Origin of the sequence: Streptomyces cacaoi, assembly GCF_006539165.1 — a bacterium.
Lineage (GTDB): Bacteria > Actinomycetota > Actinomycetes > Streptomycetales > Streptomycetaceae > Streptomyces > Streptomyces cacaoi.
Genome location: NZ_BJMM01000117.1, coordinates 1 through 2,448, shown reverse-complemented (window position 1 = coordinate 2,448; position 2,448 = coordinate 1). Strand labels below are relative to the sequence as shown.

Sequence of the window (2,448 nt, the reverse complement as noted above, 5' to 3'; positions counted from 1 at the left end):
AGCCCCGCAGCACCGCCAGCACCTCGTGCCCATGACGCCGCGCGTCCGACAGCCGCTCCAGCACCAGCAGCCCGGCGCCCTCGGCCCAGCCGACACCGTCGGCCGCGTCCGCGAACGCCTTGCACCGCCCGTCGGCGGCGAGCCCGCCCTGGCGGGAGAACTCGACGAACGTCACCGGCGTCGACATGACGGTGACGCCGCCGGCGAGCGCCAGGGAGCACTCGCCCGAGCGCAGCGCCTGAGCGGCCAGATGCAGCGCGACCAGCGAAGAGGAGCAGGCGGTGTCGACGGTGACGGCCGGACCCTCGAAACCGAACGTGTAGGACACCCGGCCCGAGGCCACGCTGCCCGCGCTGCCGCTCGCCTGCTGCCCCTCGAACTCGGGCCCGTCGAGCAGGTTGGCGTAGTCGTTGTACATGACCCCGGCGAAGACGCCCGTGCTGCTGCCGCGCAGCGACACCGGGTCGATACCGGACCGCTCCAACGCCTCCCATGTCGTCTCCAGCAACAGCCGCTGCTGGGTGTCGGTGGTCAGCGCCTCGCGGGGGCTCATGCCGAAGAAGTCGGGGTCGAACTCGGCGGCGTCGTGCAGGAATCCGCCGGCCCGCGTGGCGATGCCTGCCGAGCCGGCGTCGCCGGCGAGCGCCGCCAGGTCCCAACCGCGGTCGGTGGGCAGCCCGGTGACGGCGTCGCCCCCTGCGGACACCAGCCGCCACAGCTCCTCCGGCGAGGCGGCCCCGCCCGGGTAGCGGCAGCTCATGCCGACGATCACCACGGGGTCGTCGGCGACATCCGGTGCCCCCACGGGCGTGCCGACGACGCCGTCCGCCACCGTCCCGCCGTCGAACAGCTCGGCGTACAGATGGTCCACCATGGCCTCGGCCGTCGGATGGTCGAAGACGGCGGTCGCCGGAAGCCGCAGACCTGTCGCCTTCCCCAGCCCGTTGCGGAACTCGATGGCGGTCAGCGAGTCGAACCCGAGGTCCTGGAAGGTGCGCCCGGGATCCACCGTCTCGGCACCGGCGTGCGCGAGGACGATGGCGATCCGGGTACGCACCAGGTCGAGCAGCGCCTCCCGGCGTTCGGCGACGCCCATCTCGGCCAGCCGCCGGAGCAGCCCGGTGGCCTTCGCCGCGGCACCGGCCACGCCGGAGGACCGCCGGAGCCGAGGCCGCACCAGACCACGCAGCAGCACAGGGACCTCCCCCAGCGCACGCAGCGCGGCGAAGTCCAGCCGGAGGGGCAGCAGTGCCGGCACGCCGGTCCCGAGAGCGGCGTCGAACAGCGCCACGCCCTCCTCCGGGGAGAGCGCGGGCATGCCGGAGCGGGCGATCCGCTCGGTTTCTGCCTCCGAGAGGCCGCCGGTCATGCCGGACTCCTGCGTCCAGGGTCCCCAGGCGAGCGAGGTGCCCGGCAGCCCGGCGGCACGCCGCCGCAACGCCAAAGCGTCCAGGAAGGCGTTGCCCGCCGCGTAGTTGGCCTGCCCCGCACTGCCGAAGACACCCGCCACCGAGGAGAAGGTGACGAACGCCTCCAGCTCCAGATGCCGCGTCGCCTCATGCAGATTCCAGGCAGCATCCACCTTCGGCCGCAACACAGCCGCCAACCGCTCGGCATCCAGCGACTCGATCACCCCGTCATCCAGCACACCCGCGGTGTGCACGACAGCCGTGATGTCCCCATACCGCCCGACCAGTTCGGCGACCGCCGCCGCATCCGCGACATCGCACGCCTCCACCGCGACGGACGCCCCGAACCCCTCCGACAGCTCCGACACCAACTCCGCCGCACCCTCAGCCGCCGGACCACTCCGGCTGACCAGCAACAGATCCCGGACGCCGTGCTCCGCCACCAGATGACGGGCCACCACACGGCCCAGCCCACCGGTACCACCCGTGACCAGCACCCGCCCCCGCGACGACCACACCGGCCCCGCAGACTCACCGGCCGACACCCGCACCAGCCGCGGCACATGGACCCGACCGGCACGCACCCGCACCTGCGGCTCATCCGCGACCAGAGCCCGGCCCAGCAGCTCTTCGATCCCTGTGCTCTCCGCGCTCGCGCGCGACTCCGGGTCCGCGTCGGGGTTCGTCTCCTGCTGCGGCTCCAGGTGCGGCTCCAGGTCCACGAGGGCGAACCGTCCCGGGTGTTCCAGCTGCGCGGAACGCACCAGGCCCCATACGGCCGCGCCCGCCAGGTCCTCGCCCGACGTCGCGCCCCGCGTCACGAAGACCAGTCGCGACCCGGCCCACCGCTCATCCGACACCCACGACTGCACCAGCTCCAACGCGCGGGAAGCCGCCACGTGGACGTCCTCGTCGGCGGCCCCGAAGGAACCGACGGGAACGGCCACGTTCTCCGGCGCCTCCGCTGTCAGCGCCTCGACACCCTGCCTGCCCTCCGCCATGACGACCGCGACGGAGCCGGCGGCCCCGGTTTCGACCG

Annotated in this window: 1 protein-coding gene; it reads right to left on the bottom strand. The window is 73.5% G+C overall.

Annotation, left to right across the window (positions count from 1 at the left end; all coding sequences use genetic code 11):
* Positions 1-2,448 (bottom strand): type I polyketide synthase (locus SCA03_RS34255; RefSeq protein WP_141275876.1); only part of this gene is annotated, 2,448 nt, incomplete at both ends.